Origin of the sequence: Tritonibacter multivorans (assembly GCF_001458415.1) — a bacterium.
Lineage (GTDB): Bacteria > Pseudomonadota > Alphaproteobacteria > Rhodobacterales > Rhodobacteraceae > Epibacterium > Epibacterium multivorans.
The window spans coordinates 1-21,766 of sequence record NZ_CYSD01000043.1; the positions used below are offsets into that span (position 1 = coordinate 1).

Consider the following 21,766-nt stretch of genomic DNA (forward strand, 5'->3'; position numbering starts at 1 on the left):
AACTCACGCAGAAGACCACGGATCACATTCAACATCTGGGTCTTCTGGCGAACGACAAGCTGGCGCACCCGGTGGATGGTCAGTAGGGCCTGCTGCTCTTTCGACTTCACAGCGACAAACCGCATCGTTGGTCGTGTGACGGCCTCGCAAATCGCCTCAGCATCAACGGCGTCTGTCTTGCCGCGTTTAACATACGGCTTAACGTAGGTGGCAGGCATCAACCGTACATCATGACCGATCGCAGTCAACTCACTTGCCCAATGATGCGCAGATCCGCAGGCTTCAATACCAACCAGACAACGCGGCAACGCTTCGAAGAACTTGAGCAATTGTCGCCGCCGGATCGAACGATTGAAGGCAACCGTGCCGTCAGCTGTGACACCGTGAACTTGGAAAACGTCCTTCCCAAGATCCAATCCTATTGTCGTAACTTCCATGATGGGGCTCCTTTCCTGACAGAAGATGACTTCTGCAGTGTGCCGCAAAATGCGACGCTTGGTGCAGACGCCATCCACCCCATCCGCACCTTTCTCATTCGGAGATGAGTGACCAGTGCTCGTATGACGAAGGGCGACTTCTACCACGCGCACGTTCAGCATGGCTTTTGCTGTGCTGCTGGATGCCTGAGCCACGAAAAACTCGCTCCATGTGCGTGGGGCATGTCGGGATGCTGCGCTGGGGTTTGAAAACCGCAGTGTCCAAATACAGGCCTGGATGGGCCTGTGAGGCTTGGGGCTACTTACTAGCGAGCTCAAGCTTAACACCCGGCCTCAATTATTTGAGGCCGGTTCTATTCAATGCACTCGCGGTTTTGTTTGCATGGCCGCGGCGCGCTCTAAAATCCGATCTACGGATCGTAAATCGAACCTTCTGCCATCGGACCACAGTCTTTCCACCACGTCTTTCACGGAGTGTTTTGCGGGGGTGGACAGCTGGCGGGCTTGGGCTTGGCGGTCGATGAACGTCAGGAGTTGGCTTTTCGACAGCCCGGAAAGCGCGATGACCTTGCAACGACTAAGCAAGGGGGCTGGAAGTGTGTCCAGGCTGTTGGCGGTGAGGACCCAGTTCACGCGTGAGGTATCAAATTGCACCTGAAAGTACGGACACTGCCACTCAGCAGCTGTCGCAGGCTCCAACAAGGGAAGGAGCGAATTTGAGAGGTTGTATTGCGTGCCGGTGTTGCTGCGGCTGTCCCCGGCTTTTTCGACCTCGTCAATGATGACCAAAGGATCTGCTCTTTGGTGGGCGAGAATTCCGTTCATCAATTTGCCGGGCTGCGCGGATGACCAGCCCTTTTGCGAACCCACAAGGGCGAAACTGGCGGGCTCGCCTGTTGCGTCAATCGGGATTTTTGGCGCGCCAATAAGTTTGGCGAGAAGGCGCGCCCAATGGCTTTTCCCTATCCCGCGTGGGCCCACGAGAAGGACTGGGGGAATGGACATGCCTGTTCCCCCGCAGTTTTGCCTTGAGCGAAGCGCGTTCCAGACGTGCTCCGTCGCGTCTGCCATCCAAGGCATCTCCTGATGAAGCGCTGCGGCGATTTCATCCGCCTCGTGGTCATTGACCAATCGGGCAGTCTTGATGCCGCCTTCCAAAACAGCCAGCTTTTGCTGATCTTCTTCGCTCAGATGCGCCATGCCAGACGACGCCTTGTGGCGTTCGCAGAACAAAATTGCCCGGCGCCTGATTTTCAGAAGGTCTCTGTCCTGCAGGTATTTCAGATTGTAGGCAGGGTGAAATTCGGTGTCTGAGGCTGCGTCACTGCGTGCAAAACGCCGTTGAGCCAGAAACGTCTCCAGTCTCTTTTCAATCGTGCGCACGTTCGGCGTTGGGCCCAGAAACTTGATTGAGCGAGTGATTCTAACGGGGTGAAGCTGTGGCACGCGGACCTCGGGTATGAAGCTGGGGAAATGACGTGTTCGAGGGGTGCTCTCACACGTGCATTTCCGCTTTTATCAGAGGGCTACGCGTACAGAGGCGTCGATGATTTCCGCGCGTGGTCTTGACGTTTCCCATTCGGAAACTGTGTGCAAAAGGCGGCCTCACGTCTTGGCTGTCAGCAGTCCTTGGTCGCACGTATTGAATCCGGGCAGCGTCGCGTTGATGTTGTGGAGGTGATCCGGTGGGCCCGTGCGTTGGGCTGCGACCCTCACACGTATGTAGGCGTGGTCATGGAGGCAGAGGCCAACCCGTAAGCCAGGTCTCCAGTTGAGGGTCGCCGTAACGGAATGAACACTGGATCCAGCTGCCTGACTTCATCAAAAAATATGGTCGCACTTTAACTGGGTTTCCAAAGGGGCGTCGCGCCCTTGGCTTGGGGTTTCAAAAGGGGGCAGCGCAGCCCCTTTGCCGGAGAGCCGTAACCATCCCCCACGGAGTGGCGGGGTGGTTACGGCTAGTAGGTTACAAATCGAAAAATTATGATCGTATAAAACCGATTTTCGATTTTCACGAACCAGGCGGACAATGGGGGCACCCATAAAACAGAAGCCCAACCATGTCCGCCACAGAGCCGTCCAAAGCGATTTCCATCCGCGTCAAACACGCGCATCGATCCAGATATAAGACCCAGCGCCGCCACGATCTGCGAATTGGCCATCAACCGGGATATGTGGATGCGGGGCGTCTGGATCTAAACCGCGTGATTGTCGATCTTCCGATGCCCGTGCGGATCACACAACGGGCCAAGGCATTGCGAGAAAGGACCAAACCCAGCCGCGCGATGCGCGCGGATGCCGCTGTGGCAACGATCGGGATCATCACCTTTGGCCATGCGGCGCAGCCGATTTTTGAGGCGTTGACACCCGCCCAATAAGACACCGCTTATCTGGAGGTCGCCGAGCGCATCGCAGAGGAATACGGCACAACCCTGCGCGGGTTGGTTGTCCATGCCGACGAGACCGCGCCCCACGCCCATGTGGTTTGGGACTGCCGCGATCACCAGGGCACCCCAATGTCGCGCGTTATGAAGGGATCCCGGTTACAGGATATTGCCGCCGAGGTGATCGCAAAACACGCGCCCGAGATTGTGCGTGGCATGCGCAAATCCGACCGGATCGCACGCGGTGACACACCTAGCCAGATCTACAATCGTTCGGTCCAGCAACTGCATCAAGCTCTGCCTGCTGAGATTGCAGCCAAAGCGCAAGAGTTGGAAATGCTGACGGACAGGGTGGACGAAATGCAAGCCCGTGTCGCGAAACTGGAGGCAAAGGAGGAATTGAACGTCAAAGAAACCAAACGCTTGGCGACCTACCGCAATCGCCTTGCTGCGCGGGTGAAGGACTATAACGAAGCCAAGGCCGCGCTCGATGCGAAGGCGCAGAAAACCGCGCAGCACGAGGCTGTTCTGGAGGTTAAGGAGCAGGCTCTCAAATCCGCCGTGGACCAGCTTGAGGAGCAAGCAGGCCGTCTGAGCCGTCGAGGTGAGGAACTGCACCAACGAGAACAGGACGTAAGCCGCCGCGAAAGAATTCTGGACCGGCTTGCTGAGGACATTGGAAAAATGGTCAGCGAAATTGCAGAACGCCTTGGAGTTGCCAATTCGCTCCGGGCGATCCGAGATCGCCTGAAATCGGCACGCGAAGAACTGCGCGATGATGGGCCGTCGTTTGGGTAGGCAGTTGCCCAATCATGGAGCCGCCATCTTGTTTGTGACCCAGCCCTACCGTTCCGAGCGATCAGCCGTAAGGTTATCGAGCATAGGAATAGGCTTGAGCAAGGCCCCGCGCTGCCATAAAGTTGTGGCACCAGACTGTGACACCACCACAGGATGGGCGCTTTGATAAGCCTTGTAGAACATGGACTTATGAGATGCAGATAGATGGCTCCGATCCCTGCCGCCGGAGCCAACCTCCCTCTAAGGGGTTGGATATAAAGACAAAAAGCGCTCCTTTTCGGGGGCGTTTTTGTTTTTCCTGAGGAGCCTGTGCCACCCCGTTGGAAGGGGCAGCCAGGGCGTTTGGTTCCTTAGAGCGCGATAATAATGTCAGCGCAGAGACCGCCCAGCTCGTGACTTGTGCCAAGACGCAATGTGCCTCCATGCGCGCGTGCGATGTCCGCGACAATGGCCAGGCCCAGACCAACGCCAGACCCCTTGTCCTGATTGCGGGCGGGGTCCAGGCGGACAAAGGGCCGAAGGGCATCACCGCGCATGTCCGCAGGAATCCCGGGCCCGTCGTCTTCGACGCGGATTCGCAGGGATTTCTGTTTGATGACCAACGATACCTTTGCCCGCGTCCCATAGCGCACTGCATTGGAAATCAGGTTGTCGACCCCGCGCTGGACCGCGGCTTTGCGCAGCATTACGGCGCGATTGCCTTCGGGTTCGGCCAAAGCGACGTGTTTTCCCTGACGTCGCCAACGCTGGACAATGTCGTCCAGCATGGTCTGCACGTCACAGGATTCTGAATCCGCCGTGGCAACCCCACGCGAGAAATCGAGGAACGAGTCGACCAGATCCTCCATTTCTTTCACATCCCGCAGCATATCTTCTGCGCCTTCGTCCTCCGAAAGCGATAGTCCCAGTTTAAGCCGCGTGAGAGGGGTGCGCAGGTCATGGCTGACACCTGACAACATCAAGGTACGCTGTTCGATCTGCCGCTCGATCCGGGCCCGCATACTGACAAAGGCGCTGCCTGCTGCGCGTACTTCGGTCGCGCCGCGCGGCGTATAAGGGATCATCCGCCCCCGGCCAAAGGCCTCGGCCGCTTCGGCGAGGCGTTTGATCGGACGGAGCTGATTGCGCATGTAGACGGTTGAAACGCCGATCACCAGAAAGCCTGACAGCACCAGCGTGACGATCAATTGGTGGGGCGTCGCCGGAGAGACCCGACGGCGGCTAAAGGAGACCTCTGTGGGGCCAAAAGCGCTTTCGAACACCACAATGGCTTGTTTGTTGGTGGGCAGCTGCAAAGACAGAAACGACGGGAAATACTGCCGGATCCGCGCGCGAACCACGTAACCGGTCAATTCACTCCAGCGCAGGTGATCTTCGGGGATGGCGGCGTCTTCGGGCAGGATACGGAGGGTCATGTTCAGCGGTTCCAGAAAGGGAGCCAGCCGCGTCTGCGCCTCTGCGAGGCTGCTGGCCCTGTCTAGCTCTGTGTTGATCAGCTGTAGTTCGCGGACCATGGTGATGGTCATCTGTGTGGTGATGTCTTCCAGGTCACGCTGGATGAAGATGACCGACACCAAAAGCTGGAGGAAAACCACAGGCAGAATCAGGATCAGAGCAGCCCGGCCATAAAGACCGCGCGGCAGCAGTGGCATATAGTGTTTGAGGCGATTGCGTTTCATGGGCTAAGCCTAAACCGGTGGCCGGCAATATAAAACCGGTCCCGACAACGGAGGTGAAACTTGGTGGACAATTCCAGTCGCAAGGTCGCAGACATGCCGCGCGCAGGCGAAGCCCGGACGCTGGAGCCCGGTGTGCGCGTCATCCTCGCCCCCAACCCGTCCCCGATGACATTCTGGGGCACCAATACCTATCTTGTGGGGCAGGGACGGGACGTGGCGGTGATTGACCCCGGTCCCGCGCAAGAGGCGCATCTGGCGGCTATTCTCGCCGCGCTCGCCCCGGGACAGCGGGTCAGCCACATTGTTGTCACCCACAGTCATCTTGACCACTCACCGTTGGCGCGGCAGCTGGCGCAACAGACCGGGGCGCCGGTGCTGGCCTTTGGGGCCTCCGATGCCGGAAAGAGCCCGGTCATGCAGGCCTTGTCGGACGCCGGGCTTGCCGGTGGGGGCGAAGGCGTGGATGCTGGGTTCACCTGTGACCAAACCCTGTCGCATCAAGACACCCTGGCGGGCGAGGGCTGGACGCTGAGGTGCCTGCATACGCCGGGTCATATGGGCAATCACATTTGCCTTGCTTTGGGCGATGCAGTGTTCAGCGGCGATCATGTTATGGGATGGGCCAGCTCGCTGGTGTCGCCGCCGGATGGTGATCTGACCGATTTCATGGCCTCCTGTCGGCTTTTGCAGCGCGACACATGGCGCGTCTTCTACCCGGCCCATGGGGCCCCGATCTCGGCCCCCAACGAACGGCTTGCGTGGTTGATCGACCACCGGCTGTCCCGCGAGGCTGAGATTTTGGCCGCAACCCAAGCCGGTGCGCCCACCGTCGAGGAGATCACCAAAGTGGTCTATCAGGACACGCCCACAGCCCTGCTACCCGCGGCAGAGCGCAATGTCTTTGCTCACCTGGTGGATCTGGTTGGACGCGGTCGCATTCAGGCCATGCCACGTCTCGAACTGAACGCGAAATTCACTGTGATACCGGGAGCATAACTTTTTTCCCTTCTTGATGCATTTTCCTCTGGACGCCCCCGAACACTCAGCCTATACGACGCCTCACATTCCGGCGTAGCTCAGCGGTAGAGCAGTTGACTGTTAATCAATTGGTCGTAGGTTCGATCCCTACCGCCGGAGCCAACCTCCCTTCAAGAGGTTGGAAAGAATGTCAAAGCGCTCCTTTTGGGGCGCTTTTGTCGTTTTGGGTGTGCGGTTTGCAAGACCGTTCTGCTGCGTCCCGGTGACGGTTCAGCTTTGACTGTCTGCAGCTAATTTCGCCCACAGAGAACGCTGTGTGCGCTGTTCATTTCTGGCTCGGACGAAAAGACGCGGCCCCATGTGAGACTGCGCCTAAGGTGGGCTGCGAAACAGCGAAAGGCAAAATAGCGCCTCAGGCGGGCTGCAGGCGGATCTCCAGCGGGGCGGCACCGTCGACGATTTCGAGCAGGCGATCGATATTGGGATGCGCGCCGGGGCGGTTCTTGGCGTCTTCGGTGTGTTCAGCAAAAACCAAAAGCGCATGGGCTGCGGCCTTCGCGTCCAAGGCACCGAAGGACTGCTGCAGGTATTGATAGACAGCCAAAGACCCCTGTTTGCCGGGTTGGTTTTCGATGGTCGCAACCGCGGCGCCTGCGGCATCGATCAGGTCGATGCGGGCAAGGCCTTCGATGGAGGGAAGTAGCTGCAGGTTTTCTTTGAAAGAGGCGGTGGGCTGGATCATGGCCAAATCCTTTTGGTGTGGCAGATTTTGCCGCTCTTTAGCAGGATCAAAGGAGCGCAGCCAAGATGGGAAAGCGGCCTCTTCCCAGCCATCCGCCATTTCACGAGGGTGCCCTATTCACAAAAAAGCGCCCCCGCCCGAGCACCAGCCTCGGACGGGAGCACATCCGGGCCATCCGAGAGATACCCGGCACGGTCACACCAAAGGGTCGTCCAGGGGACCCTATTGGCTTGGACCGCGTCCTGATCTTTGGCGGCAGGACCACCAACACATCCTGCATGTGACGTTCTCCGGTCCCCACTGCGGCAGAACACACACGCCGCCGATGCTGAAGAGGAAGCAAAGAAACAAAGGGAAAGGAAAACGTCAGGTCGCACCATCGATCAGGATTCCAACAATAAGGCTGCGCGAAACAGGTTGGGCAGGCTGTCGACCAGTTGCCCCGATGCACGAACGCCATCCACGGGGTGCCAGCGACCTTCGTGAGAGCCTTCGGTGTTCCAGTATGACTGCGGGTCGTGGAGGATCAGCCCAGCGATTGTGCCTGCTACAATATGTGTCCCAAACGCGCCCAACCGTTGCCCGGCCTGGCGGGTCTCGGCTTCTTTGAGCACATAGAACCAGATCGGCGTATTCGCGGTATAGTCCGCTTTCTGCAAGGCATCACCGGTGCGGCCGCTGGTCAGTTCAGTCTGGGTCAGGGGGCGCAGATCAAACCCATAGGCGGCGTTGAGCGCATCAATGGACGGCTGCGCGCCCGGCACATTCATCCGCACACCGCGCTTCAGATTGCGCGCGGCGAGGTTGTTTTCGTCAAACTTGGCGGGTTCGTTCAGCATGGTCTTGAGGGGCAGCGCGACATTGGTGTCGATCCGCCGGGTGCTGCGAATGGCGAACTCGGAATTTGGCATGGCCGTGCGGCGCCAATCGATCACCCAACGGGCAGGCAGGGCGGACTCGGACTTCGGCAATTGCGAGCCATTGCCGGTAAAGTCAAACAGGTTCTTGAACTCTGTCCGGGTGAAGGCGTCATTCCAGTCGTAGGCGCCGCGCACCATGGAGTGCCCAAAGCGAAAGGCGGCGACCACAAATTCAATGGGCATGGGGAAGGGTTTGCCGGGCACGTAGTGACAGGCCGCCAGAAAATCCTTGTAAAGCTGCGCGCCACCACCGGTTACCTGCTGCAGGGCAACGGGGTCGCAAATCGCCGGAAGATAGACATTCATCACCAGCCATTGGTAGTGCAGGGTGACCTGCCGCCGGGCGCGGGCAAAGATCTCGTCCTCGGTGCCGGTGACTCCGTCGGCGCGCAGGGCATCGACCATTGTGTTGTGATACCGCAGGAACGCCATGTGGAGCTGCGCAACAAAGAGGTTCTCGTCATTGCGCGGGTCCCCAATGACAGCTGCCGCGAGATTTGGTTCCTGGTCTTTGGAGAAGGCTTTCTTGACCTCATCCGGAAGCGCGTCAAAGTCTGCGGGCGTGAACAAGGGCGCGCCGGTGGGCGGCGCCATCAAACGGTGCAGGCGCAGTAGATCCGCAGCCGGATCTTCGGGCAGACCGCCGGGAAAGCCGCCTTCGGCACCGGCAGGCACCCCTAGCCACATCTTGGCGCGATCTTCGGGGAAACGCATCAACCCAATGAGCTTGTCCAACGCTGGATTGCCGGTCGGCACTTTGGGGCCATACAGGCTATCCAGATCAAATCGCCCGGTGCGAACATTGAAGATCGCCTGAGTCACCGCATCCCGGTGACTGGGATCAAAATTGCCGTCAGGTTTAAAAATGTCCACGATGCGACGGGCGTCTTCGTCCACGAGCCCCTGATTGGTAATGTCGTGGTCAATGAATTGCCCCAGATAGGTGAAGACCGGCGGCAGGGCCGAGTTGTTGAGGTCATCCGGGTCGCCATGGTCGTAGATCGCTTTTTGCAGCGCCGTGAGATGCGCTGGCGTGTCATCCGTGTAGAGGGGGCTTTCGGCATCGGGAAAGAAATAGTCGAAACGACCGCATTTCCGTCTTTCGGTTTCCGTGGCCACACGCGGTGCGCCGTGAGGTCCTGTTCCAATCATTGTAGTCTCCATGAGCTGAAAAGCCGCGCTCAGATGCGGTTTTGAGCCGAGGATCGGGGAAGGGCGTATGGCTGGCGGGAAAGTAGCGTGAAGGCGACGTTATTTTCGTCCGTATGGTTAAAAAATGAGCAGTCGATCCCAGCGTGTCTCTGGGGCCTGCAAATGCCGAGCTTGTGTGCGCCCCCTCTGGTTGATGCTTGGGGTTAGACGCCAAAGTGCCGCTTGTCAGGGACTTCTTTGGGGCGGTGTCATGTTCCCGGCAAAAATTTGCTTGACGCAGGGTAAGCCTTCGGAGTTGCAAACTTTTCACGACAGCAGCGCTGCCTTCTCACGCCCTATTCACGCTGCCGCCGCATATTTTGAGGGCAACCTTAAGATGTGAGGCGTGGAAACTTGAAGAACCCGTCATTGGAGTGGCGCAACTACGCGTCCTTCGGAGTTGAGATTACCGCGATGGAGAAAAGCACGGCGGTCGCGGAAATCCTGTCTGGGATCGTCTGCCGGTGGGGCTACCCGATCAACTCTGTGATTGGCGCACGTGTGCGGTCTTTGCCGTTGCGTGTGTTGCCGAATGAAACCGGAAGTTCTGAGGATCTGGATCTTGTTTTCGAGTTCAAGGGGCAGGATTTTCTGGAGGTGATTGCGCGGGATCGTTCTGGATTCCCAACCTATGGTGGCTGGCTGGTCCGCGGGGGCGGCATGAGCCTTGGGCCGCCCGAAACCAACGGGTTTAAAACACTTCATACTTTTGATGTCGCGGGGGGCAGTGTTGTCCACCGCTATCGGAAGAATGTTGGGTATTGCCCAGAACCGGGCCAAGCTCTGCCTGAACCGGCCTTGGCGCGGCTTCGCCAGCAAGGGTAGGGGCCCTGCCGGAGCCTGTTGTGGGGCAAGTGGCGGTCACACAATCCAGCGAAAGAGTTCTCGGCTGCCATAGAACTGCGCGGTGTGCGTCCCCTTGCTGTCCGCCTCCAGCTCATCAGCGCGCCGACGTGTAACCAGGGCCGACGCCGCGCTGGTGCCGCTGATTGGGGCAACCGAACCGCTGCGTCGTCCCGTTGCCAGAACGCCGCGCGAAAAGATCTTCTGATCCACAACAGCGAGGGCGCTTTTAGGTTTTTCGCTGTGCCCCGAATATTCAGCATCAAAGGGTCCGTCTACCCGGTCGCGCTGGGCTGCAACCAAGGTCGTGTAGCGCCCGGTCGCCATTGCAGAGCCTGTATCGTGTCGGGTTATGACACTGGATGAGGAGCCATCCTTCAAAGGTCGCCTGCCATCGGTGTCATATTTTTCGTAGGGCACATCGGCGAAACGGGACTGGCGCCCCCGGCTTCGGAATCCCGGCAGGGTTTCATCCCGCTGGATCCAAAGATCCGGGCTCAGATCGGTCCCGCCTGCCTGTTGAAGGCCAATCTTCCATGCGCCCGAGCGGGCTGCCGTTGCGTCCGGCAGGACCTGTTCTGTGGCCTGCACTCCGATCACGATCCGCTCAAAGAAACCGTTGCGGCCAATATGGCGCGAAAAGAAAACATTGGCCTGCGGATCGCCCCCCTGCTGAAGGATACGCATTTCGCCCGGCGCCGTGGGGGCAGTAAAAGCGGTCTGTGTCCCGCCAGGGGGTGTGAGCTGGACCTGAAGCAGGCAATGTTGCGCCTCATATTGCGCCTTGTCGATCGGCAGCCAGACCTCGGTGAAACTCGCGGTCCGGTCGTCGGGGTAAATCTCCCAATCGACAAAGGCCTGCGGGGTTTTGTTGGTCAGATGCATTTTTGCATGCAAACGGTCCTGCCGGTGGTTGCCTGCGGGCATGAAAACCTCGATCAGGCGACCATATTGCCTGCGCTCTTCCTCGATCAGACGATCCAATGTGACCTCAAGCGGATGGGAGCCATCATGGGGGCCTGCGGTAATCGCGAGGCTGATGTTCAGCGCAAGGGGCAGAATATCACCGTTTTGGTCAGTAAGGCCGCGCGACTGATCGAAAATTTCCTCAACAGCGTCAACCAGGTGGCCCTGCACACGCGCACCGGAGGTATCAGCAACGGCCAGTGTTGGCAGCTCTACCGCCAATATCGGGCGATTGTTGACCTGCATTTCAGCGGGATATCCGGCGGCAAGATCCAAGATCTGTGTGCCATGCGGGAATGCAAAATCATGTTCCGCCCGCGGTCGCATGCCGGCATCGATTTTCAGGACCTCAATGTCTTGATAGATGCGGTCCTCGTCCACCAGACCCGTCGCGGGATCATAATGAGCGGCAAACCAGGCATCGAGCTGGCTTTTGCGGATCTTCTGAGACCCATCCGCCGCATGTTTTCGCCCCATGAGCCACAGAAACTCGATCCGACTTTTGTCCGGATCCGTGCCTTTGGCTTTGGTCCGAAACCGCGCGTTCGCAAAGCTCATCCCACTGTCCACAACCCCAATGGCGACGGCGCCAACCGGATAGGCAGAACTGGATTTTGACGCGCTGGGCGGGGCGCTGTTTGCTGTGCTTTCCGGAACTGGGGCCAGCCCGCCGATGAACAGCGAGTATTGATTGCTAACGTCCAACGGCGCGCTGCGGGGCTGCGCCGTGGATTTTGCAAACAGATCATCAATTGCCTTGATTGAACTCAGCGTTGAGCGGGCGGGCGTATCGCCGAATTCTTGCACCAGAACGCCAATGTTCGCTGCAGCCGTCTGGTTCGGGCTGTCTTCCAGAGGCAGGCCCGCGGCAAGGAACTGCGCGCGGTCATTAACATAAAAATAGGGGTACTCGTAATCCCAGTACGGGTAGGCTTGCGGATCGCTCCAATCGTACTTCATAATTTTTAACTCCCCTATACTGGTTAATTCCATTCCTGCTCGGCTTTGTTCCAGATCCAGTTCAGCGCGTTGTTGGAAAGGTCATCGGTCACTGGCAAGGTCACATCAGAGGCCGTCCAAAGGCCGTTTACCCCTGCGAGGGAGAAGTTTCGGTCAGTAGCTGTCGCCGCGTCAAAACTGACAGAGACGGCGGCTGTTTTAGGCGTGCTGCTGGCCTGCGAAATGGTGCAATAATACGTGCCGAGACTGCGTCCCAGAAGGGCCCCGGCAAAATTGTCGATCGGGTAGTGGACGCCCGCCACAGTGCGGTTCTGTGCAATCCGGGCTGCGTGGCGTTCCAATGCGCCGCCAAAGTCTGAACCGGCCAGCCGCCCTAGGACGGTCGACACACAAAACGCTTCGGTTGCGTGACCGCTGGGAAAGGCGCTGTGCGACGGGGTTTGAATAATCGGCACGATCTCGGGGCTGAGATCGACCGGGCGCGCCAGTTTGAGCGCATGTTTGAACTGAATATGGATCGCAACAGAGGCATCAATGACCGCGTCCAGCAGAACCATGGTCCAGGGTTTGCGGGTAAAGCCAAGGTGAACGCTGGTGCCAAAGAACGACAGAATGTCGCCCTGCTGGACAAAGATCTCTTCAAAGCGGTCGGGCCGCAGGTCGCTGGCCAGAAACACATGGCGCAGTTGCTCGGTCAGGTCCGCCTGATCTGTTGGCAGCTTCAGTTCCACCAGCGGTTTTTCGGTTTTTGAATTGTCCAAGCACGTGACATGCGCGGTCCGAGGGGCGTTGGCATAAAACGAAAGGTCGCGGTTCAGCGCCGCGCTGAGCAGCTTGCCACGATGGGCAGGATGCATTTTCTCCAGATCGGTTCCTGCTTGCGCCTCCGGGATCTGCCCGCTCAGCGTGAAATTGGGAACCGTGCCAGTGACGCCTTCGCCTGCCTTTGCCAGTGCGGCTGACAACAGACTCGATGGGGATGACCCCGCAGTGGCCTGGTCTCCGCCGGAATGGTTGGAGTGGTTCGAATGGTTTGAATGGTTCGAGTGATTGGAATGGTTTGAATGATTGGAGTGGTTCGAATGATTGGCAAGGGTCATTGGCGTCTCCTTTCTGTTCCTACCAACCGTAAAGTCACCGGCAATGCCACGAAACGGGGCAAAATGGATTTCACATTTTTTTCACAGCGCGCAGAATTGTTTCGCGAAATGATTTTTTGATTTAAGGTTAATGCATCAAGTGAATTCGGGGGCGACCCATGCTGACGATAAATCTTTTTGGCCCCTTAGAGTTGCGCGGCCCGGATGGGCAGGACCTGTTGCCAAGAGGTCGCAAGTCGCAGGCCGTCTTAGCGCTGTTGGCGGCATCGCCACGCCACTGCCGCCCGCGCAGCTGGCTGCAGGACAAGCTGTGGAGCGACCGTGCCCAGGATCAGGGTGCGGGCAGTCTGCGCCAATGCCTGTCCGAGATCAGGCGCGCCTTGGGGGATTTTCGCGACGTTCTGATTTCCGACAACCGTTTTGTCACCTTGGACCCGGCCCTGCTGACAATTGTGACCCAGCGCACCGGCGGTGTGGAGGCACAGGAGGCTTTTGAAGGGCTGGATGTCCGGGATCCGGAATTTGAACATTGGATCCGTGAATTTCGGGCGGCTGCAGCTGGGGATTATCCGGCGGGCGGCGCACCAGAGGTCACGCCGGATGTGTCAGAGGGGCAGGTTGTAGATGCGGAATGTCTCTCCAATGTTGCTTACCCCCCCAAAGAGGTGGTGCTGGGTCTGCCGGACCCAGACCCCGTGCTGTATTTTGAACGGGCAAAGGCCTCTTCTGAACTGATTGAACTTTTTAACGAAGAGTTCTGCAGTCAAATTGCCATTGCTTTGCGTGATATTGGTGGCATTCGGGCAATGGATCCGGTGCTCAACGAGGCTAAGCCGCAAAATGGTTTCATTTTACGGTGCAAGACCAATACCTTTGATACGACTTTCCTGCAGCGGGTCGAATTGTATTCTGCGGAAGATCGCAAACTGATCTGGAACGCCTCGCGGAACTTCAAATGCACTGGCAGCCTGCCGCTGGAGCAGCTGGAAACCCGGGAATTGTGCCAGCACTCGGTGACATCTGTCCTCAGCTGGCTCAGCGCAGAGCGGCGAGGTGACAGTTCCAAACACCTTCTGGCTCGGGCGCTGAAACTGCTGTTTTCCCTAGATCCGGCCAATTTGGATGCGGCGGAAGATCTGTTGATTGCCGCCTACGAGATGGACCCGCAGGCGATCTGTCTCGCGTGGCGGGCTTTTCTGAAAATGACCCAGGTCCTGGAACATCGCCCGACCGAAGCGCAGCGCTTGTGCGCGGAGGCATCGGAGCTGGTGGACCAGGCGTATCGTGATGATCCAAACAACGCGGTGGTTCAGGCCATTGCAGCGCAGGTGCGCCTGCTGGTCGATGATGACCCGAAATCCGCGCTGTTCTTTGCCAAGCGTGCGGTTGAACTGGATGGCAGCAACCCTTTTGCGTGGGGGTATTACGCCCTGTCCATGGCGCATCTGGGGAAGCCCGAAACCGCACATCTCAACGCAAAACGGGCGCGTTTTTTGGCCAAGTCTTCGCCTTATGTCTATTGGTGGGACATGTTGTGCTGCCTGACGGCCTGCAGCGCCGAAAACCTGGAAGAAGCAACTATCTTTGCCGAAAACGTGCGCGCGGTGAAGCCGACTTATCGTCCGGCGCTGCGGTATTTGTACCCGCTTTATCGTTCGCAGAACAAACTCACGTCTTCGCAGAAGGTTCTGTCGCAGATGCAGGTGTTGGAGCCCGGGTTTCAGCCGACCATGCTGGCGGGGGACAGCTATCCTTCGGCCACGCTGCGCAAGACGCGTCTGGTGGAACATATTTAGGGCGATTTCGCACCCGAGTTGCGGATGTCTCACGCGCGGTTCACGCGCCTGCCTTACGCTCAACCTCAGAGAGTTCAACGGCACCTCTGTTGCGGCAGCGCCAGCAAATGGCCTGCGGCAGCCGATGGGGCTGAACCAAGATGTGAGGTTGCAATGTCTGAGTTCTTAAATACCTACCGAAAAATCCAGGAGCCATTTGTCCCGGCCGCGCGGACGCCTTCGGAAAAGCTGTTCAATCAACAGAGATTGGCACAATTCGTGGGGCTTGCGGCAATTGGCCTGCCGGTTTCCATGTTTTTGGGGGCGCAATTTGGTCTGAGCTGTTTTCACACCTCAATTAGCCATTTCTACTATTCCCAGAATTTGGGCACGGTGTTCGTGGGCCTTCTGTTTGCGGTGTTTGCTGTGGTGTTGGGGTATCAGGGGCAAACGCGGCTGGAGACATTTTTTGCAAAACTCGTGGCTGTCGCGGCCTTGGGTGTTGCGCTTTTCCCGACCTCCGAAGCCGGCTGTACGGACGACCGGTTTTCGGTGCGTGCGTTTGCTGAATACGGGCTGAGCACGGGGCAGGATGATACCGATGGCACGCCACAATTGCTCAGGGGGGATGCGCTGTGCCCGCCGCAGACGGGACTGGAAAACACCCAGGGGACGGAAGCGAACTGTGTCGCTCAGAACCCGCGACTGGTGTTGAATGCGTCCTCGCAGGCCTTGCACATTGGGTCCGCTATTGCGTTGTTTGCCTTGCTGATCTTTCACACGCTGGTGATCTTTCCCCGTCTGGATTGGCCCGCCTATGGGGCGACGATCCCAGCGGAAAAACTTGCGCGCAACCGCATTTACTACGGGCTTGGGGCAGGGATGGTTTGTGCCGGTGCGGTCCTTCTTTTGGGCAAGGTGACCAACTTGGACAATACCGCGTGGTGGGATGCCTATCGGATCACCTTCTGGATGGAAGGCGCTGTTTTGATCCTGTTTGGGATCAGTTGGGGCATCAAAGGCAAGTTCGGATATTTGCCAAAGTCAATCTTTGAGCCCACTTCGCAAGTGTCACAATGAGATCCGACGCAAGAGGCGTCTGCGGGCGGCGGGGTCTGTGGGCAGGCGGACGGCAGCGTCGGCTGCAAATCGACCCGTGTATGGCCCGGTGAACAGCATTCGGCTGTTTGCAAAGGCGCCAAGGTCAAGGTTGCGTTCAAAACTGTGCCCCAGGCCGGCAATCCGGTAGCCGGGGGCGGTCTTTGTGGGTTCCAGCCAGCCTTCGATGGCCAATGTGGTCAATGTGCCAGCGGCGCCGGTAAAGCGGTCAAGTGTTGTGCGTTCGGCCCGCATCACGCCGGTGCCCACGTCAAAGCGTCCGGCCACAGTTGCAAAACGGCCAGCTGTGGTCAGGGACACAGCGCTTCTGCGGATCGGAACGCCACCGACCGTGCGTCGTCCTGTGGTGCCGGACACCAGATCCAGAAGGCTGGGCGCGGTAGAGATACGGCTGGCAACAACGCTTCTGCCGCGCCAGAGCCCCGAAACGGCAACACGGTCGCCAATCCGCCAGCCGCGCAATCCGCGTTCCGACGCGACGTCTACCCCGTTTACAACGCAGCGGTTGCGCTCAAAGTCCAAGGCCGTGATTGCACCTACCAGCGGGTAAGTCACCTCGATCCTGCGGGCGATCAGCCTGCCATCGGCGACGCGTGTGGCCTCTACTGTTAAACTGTCCCCCACTTGGAGAAGGCGCAGCGGAACCGGACCAAAATATGTGCTGGCCTGCGTTGAGGCGTCCGTTTCCACCGCTTGACCCGAAAGGCGCAGCACGCCTGTGTCCACCAAAACCCCAACAATGCCGGTGCCACCAAGACCGCCTTCGACGTCTTTGTCGCGGGATTGCGATCGGCCCGCCACGGGAAGCACGGTCGCGCACAGGCTGGCGGCAATAAAGAAGCGGCGATTGGGGAACACAGATGTCATCTAACACTCACTCTTCTTCGTCTTCACGATAGAAATACATACCAAATCTGAAGCGATGGGTCGCCGCAGCTGTTTTGCGGTCCTGATCCTGACGCTCTGCGGCCTCGCGGGCGATGTGGCGGAGGGCTTTCATTCCTATGTCTCGGGCGTCGGCCTCTAGGTCGTCTACGGACTGCACCGTCAGGTAGTTATAGAAGGTCGCCCGTTCAAAACGGGGCGGGGTCTGTGCCAACAGGTTGTCGACAGCCGCTTCCATGTGATCGCCAAGGTTATGTGCGAAGAAATCTAACTTCTGATCCAGATCTTCGGGGCCAAAGACCCCTTCAGGATCAAGCCGAAGCGCCCCGTCTGAAGCGGTAACCAACCCCTGACGTTGCAATTCGTCCAAAAGGGTTTTGGGTCGGATATCCCGATTGATCTGTGACACCAGTTGATCGAACTCTGCCCGTGTCAGCGTTTTGGGGTGACCATCCGTGTTGGTCAATTGCGGTGTGCTCATCCAACGCCCGACAACGGTTGCGAGCGTCGAGACACGCCGCCGCACCGGCGCAACGGCGCTTGGGTCCGCGCTGCGCAGGGATTTCACATCGCGCCGGTGCACACCGGTCATAACGCTGACCCGGCTGTCGGTCGCTTTGTCCCCCAGTTCCGCCAGCGCGGTTTCAACATAGCTTTGTTTTACAAGTCGATAGAGCTGCGGCGCAGTCACCCCTTGGGCAATCAGGGCACGGGTCAGCGGACGCAGAAGCATCTTGATTGTCTGTTCAAACAATATGGATTTCGTGAGGGGGCCGTCTTTGCGCATGTCTCAAAGATACGGGCGCGTGTGAAAAAATTCCACAATTTTGCGGGGTGTTTTTGATCCAAGGCAGAAAGCCCTGCGTATCTGTGTGCAAAAATCACACAAAAAGGAGTCGCAAGTTTTCGATTTAACGAGTTGTCAATGGGAGGACACAACATGACGACGTTCAGCTTCACAGCTTATGAGAATTCGGATCTGTTTGGACACGGGCGCATAATGGAGCATGCGCAGTTTACCGTGCCCGATGGGCCAACGGTGGACGTGTCGTTGACCGATGATGACCATTTCCTGTCTGGGGATGCGTGGTGCAATGAATTTGGCGACGACAAATCCGGGCAGACTGGAACGCTGACACGGGTGGCTGACGGGGGCTCTGTCGGGATCAACGGGCGTATCTATGCGGAAAACGTCTGGACGGTCACAGGGGACAATGGCCAGTCTTACCTTTTGGTCGAAGTGGAGCAGCCAGGATTGTTACCTGACAGTTTCACCTTCCTCGGGGATGTGCCACCTGCCGGAACCGAGCTCACCGTTGGGCATCGGGCAAATGTGACAGGCAAGGGGCTGTCTTATGATCAGCTTGGTGCAGGTGCAGTGGCTGACCCTGACCCCAATATTGTGGACATTGCCGCGGGCTCGGATGATTTCAATATTCTGGTTCTGGCGCTGCAGACCGCTGGGCTTGACGGTGTGGTTCGGGATGCAGACGACATTACGGTCTTTGCGCCAACAGATGCGGCTTTTACCCAGTTGGCGGTCGATTTGGGCTTTGACGGGGATATTACCGACGAAGGCGCGATCTTTGGGTTTATCGCTGATGCGCTGGCTGGGCTGGCCACGGATGGCGATCCGATCCCGCTGTTGCAAAACATCCTGTCCTATCACGTCTCACCGGGGTCGAAGACAGCCGCTGAAGTCGATGCCTTGGATCAGGTTGCAACCCTGCTGGAGGGGGCTTCGTTTGGATCTGAAGGCACGGAGCTGGTCGACAATGACCCCGATATTGACAACCCCAATATCGTGATCCCGGATATCGCGGCCTCCAATGGCACACTTCAGGTGATCGACCGGGTTCTGTTGCCGATTGATGTTCCGGGCACGCCACCGGCTGACCCGGCCCCGGCAGAGCCAACACTGGCCGGGATCGTTGCGGCAAGCGGCGGGGTGTTTGATGAGGACGCAACCGACTTCGACATTCTGCTGAACGCAGTGCAGGCGGCCGGTCTCGCTGAGGCGTTGGATGATCCTGAAGCAAGCCTAACCGTATTCGCCCCCACAGATGGCGCCTTTGTCGGACTAAGTCAGGCCCTTGGCTTTGAGGGGGATGATGAAGAGGGGGCATTTGCCTTTCTGGTCGAAGCGCTTGCGCTGCTCAATGACGGAGACGCCATTGGCTTGTTGCAAAGCGTTCTGCTCTATCACGTGGCACCGGGAGCGCTGGATTCGACCGCCGTTCTGGGGGCGACCTCTATTCCCACGCTGTTGACCGGGGCCTCCCTTGGTGTGGATGGGGCGCGTTTGGTGGATGCAGAGCCGGACGTGGCCAATCCCAACCTGATTGCGACAGATATCCCGGCCAGCAATGGCATTGCCCATGTGCTGGATGGGGTTCTTTTGCCTGCGGACCTGCTGCAATCTGACGGCTCTAATGAGGTCGATTTCATTATTGGCGACGACACGGCCGAATACATCCGGACCGGCCACGACAATGATTTCGTCGACGGAAATGGTGGCGCAGACAAAATTCTACTGGGGCGCGGCAATGATGTCGGCTTTGGCGGGGACGGCGCCGACTATATGCAGGGCGGTCGCGGAAATGACACCCTTCGGGGGGACGACGGCGACGACAAGCTGCGCGGCGGATCGGGAGATGACCTGATTGACGGCGGTCTTGGGGATGACAACCTGATGGGGAACAGTGGCTTTGATACCTTTGTCTTCAATACAGGGGATGGTCATGACACGATCCGAGGGTTCCAGCAGGGCGAAGACCTCATCGACCTGTCTGCCATGGGCATTTCGGATTTTGACCTGCTGCTGGAAAATGCCATTGTGCGGGGCTCTGGCGTGCAGATCAACATTTCAGAGGACCAGAGCATTCTTGTGCGTGGCCCTCATCTGGATCTGATGGAAACCGATTTTATTCTGGCCCTGGATCCTGCGGCTGACAGTTTGCTGTGATCACCTGTGTCTCACATTGCTGCGCGGGCTTCGGTGCGCGCAGCGCCCCCCAAGAAAGCCTTCAGCGGCCGCTCTCGGTACTGCGTACCAAGCCGTCCCGTTGATCCCCTATTCTGCGGCGGCAAAGCCCGTGATGAGTTGTTTCAGCCCAAGTGCTGCGCCCGCAAAGATCGCAGCCAAGGCAACCGGCGCGCTATAGGAGAGGACGGAAAACGCGGCAATTCCCTGACCGACACTGCAGCCCACGGCAAGTATTGCGCCCGGACCCATCAGGGTCGCGCCAAAGATCTGGCGGCGCAGTTCCCGTGGGTCCTCGCAGGCCTCCCAGCGGAAATGACCCTTGGCGCAAGAGCCAAGCACTGATCCCACAATCACACCGCAGACAGAGCCGACGCTGAAGGACAGCGCATTGCCCGAGGCCGTCATGCTGTAAAAGATCGTATCCCCAATGGGCGCGGCAAAGGTGTGGGTTTCAATCGGTTCGGCTTCAAAACCAGTCATCGCCACCCAATAGGTGCCAAGCCATCCCGAACAGACCGTAAGGCCGACCAAAGCGCCCCAGAACACATGGTGGGGCGCGCTTCGCATCTGGCGATGGGACAGCGACCAGATAATTAACGCCGATCCAATGGCGGCGCCAATCACGGTCATGGGGAGACCGATCTGCTGCGCCAATTGTGAAAACCCTTGTGGCGTATCAGCGCCTGTTTCAACCGGAAACAACCAGACCCGCGCATGGGCGAGGGGGCCTGACATGACAAAATAGGCCGAAAGCCCCATCACCAGCACGATGACAAAGGCCCGAAGGTCGCCGCCGCCAAGCCGCGCCAAAGCACCGTAGCCACAGTTGCCGCTCAGCGCCATGCCATAGCCAAACATCAGCCCGCCAATGATCGTGCCAAAGGGGTTCCACACGCGGTCAAGATAGGCGGATTGTGACAGGTCAAACAGGCCAGACGCTGCGGCCAGATGTGTGCCAAGGATTGCGGTTCCGATCGCAATGCCCCACATGCGCAAACGCCTGTCGTCATCGCCATACAGAAAGTCCTCGATTGCACCCAAAGTGCAAAATCGTCCCACGCGCGCGGCCAGACCCAGGGCAATCCCCCCGATCAGGCCAATCAGCGCAGCGGTGTTCGCCTCGCCCAAAGCTTCCAGCACTGTAATCCTCCCCGTCGCGACCCTCAGGCCAACACCGCACGGGGCGCTGGTCAGTCCTCCCTACAGAACAGGTCGTAGACAACTTCCATGATTTGCTTGGGCCGGTCGTCTGTCAAGCGGTAGTAGATAGCCTTGCCATCCCGGCGCGGGGTGACCAGACCTTCGAGGCGCAATCGCGACAGCTGTTGCGAGACCGCCGCTTGGCGTGCGGACAGAAGCTCTTCCAGTTCGGTCACCGATTTCTCACCCGATGCCAGATGGCACAGGATCATCAGGCGGCCTTCGTGGCTAATCGCCTTGAGAAAGTTGGAGGCGCGCTGGGCGTTCTCCATCATGCGGTCCATGTCCTCGGCGCACATAGTCGCATCAAAGACAGGCAAGCGAGACGGGCGTTCAGACGGTGTCGGTGTTTCGGTGGTCATATTCCGTTCCATAATCGCTCAGCTGCCCTGATCCAAGGAAATACCGGCGCGGGAGAACAGCTCTCCCAAGAGGGGCCAGAAGAAATCTTCACCCGGGTAACCTTCGATCCGGCCGACCTCTTTGCCATTTTCGATCAACAGAAACGTCGGGGTGAAGGCCACGCGTTTGGAAAATTGATAATCCGGCTGCGGGCCGCGAAGGTCGAACCGCTCCAGCGGCGCGGTGCGGCCCTCGGCGGTTTTGGGATAGATATGAGAGATTTCCGCATCCCATTTGGCGCACCAATAACAGCCGTCTTCCTCGGCCATGAGGAGACGTGTGTCGGCCAAAGCCGATACTGGAAATGCCGTTGCGGCCATGAAAAAGAATGCTCTGAGCATTCGTAGCTGCCCCTTTGTTGACGTGTGCTGTCACTTAATCATAATCTAATTTGTGAATAT

General features: G+C 58.4%; 20 protein-coding genes and 1 tRNA gene. 9 read left to right on the forward strand and 12 right to left on the reverse strand.

Translation table 11 applies throughout. The annotated features are described in order from the left end of the window. Both TRM7557_RS18120 and TRM7557_RS18125 read right to left on the reverse strand, forming a co-directional pair. A partial coding sequence (locus TRM7557_RS18120) for an IS110 family RNA-guided transposase (protein ID WP_110620099.1) occupies positions 1-437 on the reverse strand: 437 nt, incomplete at its 3' end. Positions 438-794: 357 nt separating this feature from the next. Next, positions 795-1,820, reverse strand: coding sequence for an AAA family ATPase (locus TRM7557_RS18125; RefSeq protein WP_131727573.1), 1,026 nt, complete (start codon positions 1,818-1,820; stop codon positions 795-797). A 207-nt stretch (positions 1,821-2,027) separates the two neighbouring features. On the opposite strand from TRM7557_RS18125, the gene TRM7557_RS19675 reads away from it, so the two are divergent. From TRM7557_RS19675 to TRM7557_RS18140, 3 genes are all read left to right on the forward strand, one after another. Continuing rightward, positions 2,028-2,195: a helix-turn-helix domain-containing protein gene (locus tag TRM7557_RS19675; RefSeq protein WP_082626654.1), complete on the forward strand. Its 168-nt coding sequence runs from the start codon at positions 2,028-2,030 to the stop codon at positions 2,193-2,195. 302 nt (positions 2,196-2,497) lie between these two features. Then, entirely contained in the window at positions 2,498-2,815 is a 318-nt protein-coding gene (locus TRM7557_RS18135; RefSeq protein WP_058291652.1) for a hypothetical protein, read from the forward strand. A 138-nt stretch (positions 2,816-2,953) separates the two neighbouring features. After that, positions 2,954-3,619, forward strand: a complete 666-nt coding sequence (locus TRM7557_RS18140; protein ID WP_074941925.1) for a hypothetical protein — start codon at positions 2,954-2,956, stop codon at positions 3,617-3,619. Positions 3,620-3,969: 350 nt separating this feature from the next. Here TRM7557_RS18140 and TRM7557_RS18145 read toward each other — a convergent pair whose 3' ends face one another. Then, positions 3,970-5,298 carry an ATP-binding protein gene (locus tag TRM7557_RS18145; RefSeq protein WP_058291654.1) on the reverse strand — a complete coding sequence of 443 codons (1,329 nt, stop codon included), beginning with the start codon at positions 5,296-5,298 and terminating at the stop codon, positions 3,970-3,972. Positions 5,299-5,391: 93 nt separating this feature from the next. Here TRM7557_RS18145 and TRM7557_RS18150 point away from each other — a divergent pair, with 93 nt between their 5' ends. Further along, positions 5,392-6,294, forward strand: a complete 903-nt coding sequence (locus TRM7557_RS18150; RefSeq protein WP_058291887.1) for an MBL fold metallo-hydrolase — start codon at positions 5,392-5,394, stop codon at positions 6,292-6,294. A 69-nt stretch (positions 6,295-6,363) separates the two neighbouring features. Then, positions 6,364-6,438: transfer RNA gene (locus tag TRM7557_RS18155), tRNA-Asn, on the forward strand. Positions 6,439-6,688: 250 nt separating this feature from the next. Here the strand turns inward: TRM7557_RS18155 and TRM7557_RS18160 are convergent. Beyond that, on the reverse strand, positions 6,689-7,018 hold the full coding sequence (locus tag TRM7557_RS18160) for a DUF2322 family protein (protein ID WP_058291888.1): 330 nt from the start codon (positions 7,016-7,018) through the stop codon (positions 6,689-6,691). A 383-nt stretch (positions 7,019-7,401) separates the two neighbouring features. Further along, positions 7,402-9,090 (reverse strand): peroxidase family protein, encoded by a 1,689-nt coding sequence (locus tag TRM7557_RS18165; RefSeq protein ID WP_074941927.1) that lies wholly within the window; start codon positions 9,088-9,090, stop codon positions 7,402-7,404. 393 nt (positions 9,091-9,483) lie between these two features. On the opposite strand from TRM7557_RS18165, the gene TRM7557_RS18170 reads away from it, so the two are divergent. After that, entirely contained in the window at positions 9,484-9,954 is a 471-nt protein-coding gene (locus tag TRM7557_RS18170; RefSeq protein WP_131727574.1) for a hypothetical protein, read from the forward strand. A gap of 36 nt (positions 9,955-9,990) precedes the next feature. Here the strand turns inward: TRM7557_RS18170 and TRM7557_RS18175 are convergent, their stop codons facing one another. Continuing rightward, a complete protein-coding gene (locus tag TRM7557_RS18175; protein WP_058291657.1) occupies positions 9,991-11,898 on the reverse strand; it encodes a S8/S53 family peptidase in 1,908 nt (635 codons plus the stop codon). 23 nt (positions 11,899-11,921) lie between these two features. Beyond that, positions 11,922-12,998: a phosphatase PAP2 family protein gene (locus TRM7557_RS20205; protein ID WP_082626656.1), complete on the reverse strand. Its 1,077-nt coding sequence runs from the start codon at positions 12,996-12,998 to the stop codon at positions 11,922-11,924. Positions 12,999-13,156: 158 nt separating this feature from the next. On the opposite strand from TRM7557_RS20205, the gene TRM7557_RS18185 reads away from it, so the two are divergent. Both TRM7557_RS18185 and TRM7557_RS18190 read left to right on the forward strand, forming a co-directional pair. Next, positions 13,157-14,794 (forward strand): hypothetical protein, encoded by a 1,638-nt coding sequence (locus tag TRM7557_RS18185; RefSeq protein WP_058291659.1) that lies wholly within the window; start codon positions 13,157-13,159, stop codon positions 14,792-14,794. 246 nt (positions 14,795-15,040) lie between these two features. Further along, a complete protein-coding gene (locus TRM7557_RS18190) occupies positions 15,041-15,853 on the forward strand; it encodes a hypothetical protein (RefSeq protein ID WP_165592480.1) in 813 nt (270 codons plus the stop codon). On the opposite strand, the gene TRM7557_RS18195 is transcribed toward TRM7557_RS18190, so the two are convergent. Both TRM7557_RS18195 and TRM7557_RS18200 read right to left on the reverse strand, forming a co-directional pair. Further along, complete coding sequence (locus TRM7557_RS18195) at positions 15,845-16,759, reverse strand: DUF5666 domain-containing protein (protein ID WP_058291661.1); 915 nt, start codon at positions 16,757-16,759, stop codon at positions 15,845-15,847. The genes TRM7557_RS18190 and TRM7557_RS18195 overlap by 9 nt on opposite strands. A gap of 7 nt (positions 16,760-16,766) precedes the next feature. Further along, positions 16,767-17,510, reverse strand: a complete 744-nt coding sequence (locus tag TRM7557_RS18200) for a DUF6502 family protein (protein ID WP_165592481.1) — start codon at positions 17,508-17,510, stop codon at positions 16,767-16,769. A 207-nt stretch (positions 17,511-17,717) separates the two neighbouring features. Between TRM7557_RS18200 and TRM7557_RS18205 the strand changes: the two genes are divergently transcribed. Further along, positions 17,718-19,742 (forward strand): fasciclin domain-containing protein, encoded by a 2,025-nt coding sequence (locus tag TRM7557_RS18205; RefSeq protein ID WP_058291663.1) that lies wholly within the window; start codon positions 17,718-17,720, stop codon positions 19,740-19,742. Between the two features lie 108 nt (positions 19,743-19,850). Here TRM7557_RS18205 and TRM7557_RS18210 read toward each other — a convergent pair whose 3' ends face one another. Genes TRM7557_RS18210 through TRM7557_RS18220 form a run of 3 tightly spaced genes read right to left on the reverse strand, consistent with a single transcriptional unit; the run spans position 19,851 to position 21,706 of the window. Beyond that, on the reverse strand, positions 19,851-20,903 hold the full coding sequence (locus TRM7557_RS18210; protein ID WP_058291664.1) for a YeeE/YedE family protein: 1,053 nt from the start codon (positions 20,901-20,903) through the stop codon (positions 19,851-19,853). A gap of 50 nt (positions 20,904-20,953) precedes the next feature. Next, a complete protein-coding gene (locus TRM7557_RS18215) occupies positions 20,954-21,325 on the reverse strand; it encodes an ArsR/SmtB family transcription factor (protein WP_082626668.1) in 372 nt (123 codons plus the stop codon). Positions 21,326-21,343: 18 nt separating this feature from the next. After that, positions 21,344-21,706: a thioredoxin domain-containing protein gene (locus TRM7557_RS18220; RefSeq protein ID WP_058291666.1), complete on the reverse strand. Its 363-nt coding sequence runs from the start codon at positions 21,704-21,706 to the stop codon at positions 21,344-21,346. Between the last annotated feature and the right edge of the window lie 60 nt (positions 21,707-21,766).

Excerpts from the sequence above, each read along its gene's own strand:
- TRM7557_RS20205 (WP_082626656.1), bottom strand. The coding sequence starts at position 12,998 with ATGACCCTTGCCAATCATTCGAACCACTCCAATCATTCAAACCATTCC.
- TRM7557_RS18200 (WP_165592481.1), bottom strand. The coding sequence starts at position 17,510 with ATGCTTCTGCGTCCGCTGACCCGTGCCCTGATTGCCCAAGGGGTGACT.
- TRM7557_RS18135 (WP_058291652.1), top strand. The coding sequence starts at position 2,498 with ATGTCCGCCACAGAGCCGTCCAAAGCGATTTCCATCCGCGTCAAACAC.
- TRM7557_RS18140 (WP_074941925.1), top strand. The coding sequence starts at position 2,954 with ATGTCGCGCGTTATGAAGGGATCCCGGTTACAGGATATTGCCGCCGAG.
- TRM7557_RS18175 (WP_058291657.1), bottom strand. The coding sequence starts at position 11,898 with ATGAAGTACGATTGGAGCGATCCGCAAGCCTACCCGTACTGGGATTAC.
- TRM7557_RS18215 (WP_082626668.1), bottom strand. The coding sequence starts at position 21,325 with ATGACCACCGAAACACCGACACCGTCTGAACGCCCGTCTCGCTTGCCT.
- TRM7557_RS18185 (WP_058291659.1), top strand. The coding sequence starts at position 13,157 with ATGCTGACGATAAATCTTTTTGGCCCCTTAGAGTTGCGCGGCCCGGAT.
- TRM7557_RS18150 (WP_058291887.1), top strand. The coding sequence starts at position 5,392 with ATGCCGCGCGCAGGCGAAGCCCGGACGCTGGAGCCCGGTGTGCGCGTC.
- TRM7557_RS18205 (WP_058291663.1), top strand. The coding sequence starts at position 17,718 with ATGACGACGTTCAGCTTCACAGCTTATGAGAATTCGGATCTGTTTGGA.
- TRM7557_RS18195 (WP_058291661.1), bottom strand. The coding sequence starts at position 16,759 with ATGACATCTGTGTTCCCCAATCGCCGCTTCTTTATTGCCGCCAGCCTG.
- TRM7557_RS18220 (WP_058291666.1), bottom strand. The coding sequence starts at position 21,706 with ATGCTCAGAGCATTCTTTTTCATGGCCGCAACGGCATTTCCAGTATCG.
- TRM7557_RS18160 (WP_058291888.1), bottom strand. The coding sequence starts at position 7,018 with ATGATCCAGCCCACCGCCTCTTTCAAAGAAAACCTGCAGCTACTTCCC.
- TRM7557_RS18145 (WP_058291654.1), bottom strand. The coding sequence starts at position 5,298 with ATGAAACGCAATCGCCTCAAACACTATATGCCACTGCTGCCGCGCGGT.
- TRM7557_RS18165 (WP_074941927.1), bottom strand. The coding sequence starts at position 9,090 with ATGATTGGAACAGGACCTCACGGCGCACCGCGTGTGGCCACGGAAACC.